A 954-nucleotide genomic window follows, 5' to 3' on the forward strand; every position below is an offset into this window, starting at 1 on the left:
GTGCGGGGACAGCGGGGTGCGGGGACAGCGGGGTGCGGTCTCAGCCGCGCAGCCAGACCGCCGTGTCCGTGGGCAGCCGGCCGTCCGCGTCCAACGGGCCGCTGCTCAACAGGAGTTCGGTGTGGGGCGGGAGGACGGCGCTGTCGTCGGCGAGGTTCACGACGCACAGGGCGCTCTCCGCGCGGGCGAAGGCGAGAACGCCCTCGGGTGCGGGCAGCCAGGTGAGCGGACCGTCGCCGAACGCCGGCCGGAGCCCGATCGCGGCCCGGTACAGGCTCAGCATCGAGCCGGGGTCGCAGGCCTGGCGGTCGGCCGCGTAGGCGGGCCAGTCGGCGGGCTGCGGCAGCCAGGGCTCCCCGCCGAATCCGGCGTACGGCGCCTCGGCCGCCCACGGCAGCGGCACCCGGCACCCGTCGCGCCCCGGGTCCGTGCCGCCGGAGCGGAAGTACATCGGGTCCTCGACGCGGTCGCGGGGGATGTCGGCCTCGGGCAGGCCCAGTTCCTCGCCCTGGTAGAGGTAGACGGAGCCGGGGAGCGCGAGTGAGAGCAGGGCCGCCGCGCGGGCGCGCCGGGTGCCGAGGACGAGGTCCGTCGGGGTGCCGAAGGCTTTCTTGGCGAAGTCGAAGCCGGTGTCCGCGCGACCGTAGCGGGTGACCGTGCGGGTGACGTCGTGGTTGCAGAGCACCCAGGTGGCGGGGGCGCCGACGGGGGCGTGCTCGGCGAGGGTCGTGTCGATGGCCGTGCGCAGCCGGCCGGCGTCCCAAGGGCAGGACAGGAAGGAGAAGTTGAAGGCCGTGTGCAGTTCGTCGGGGCGGAGGTAGCGGGCGAAGCGTTCGGCGTCGGGGAGCCACACCTCGCCGACGAACATGCCGTCGTACTCGTCGGCGACCGCACGCCAGGAGCGGTAGATGTCGTGGAGTTCGTCGCGGTCGACGAAGGGGTGCGGGTCGGGGG

1 protein-coding gene is annotated in these 954 nt (G+C 74.6%); it reads right to left on the reverse strand.

Annotated elements, in window-relative coordinates; translation table 11 throughout:
• Positions 1-40 precede the first annotated feature (40 nt).
• Positions 41-954 (reverse strand): alpha-amylase family glycosyl hydrolase (locus GRC12_RS44655; RefSeq protein WP_244374722.1); only part of this gene is annotated, 914 nt, incomplete at its 5' end.

Origin of the sequence: Streptomyces griseorubiginosus (assembly GCF_017614965.1) — a bacterium.
GTDB classification, from domain to species: domain Bacteria; phylum Actinomycetota; class Actinomycetes; order Streptomycetales; family Streptomycetaceae; genus Streptomyces; species Streptomyces griseorubiginosus_B.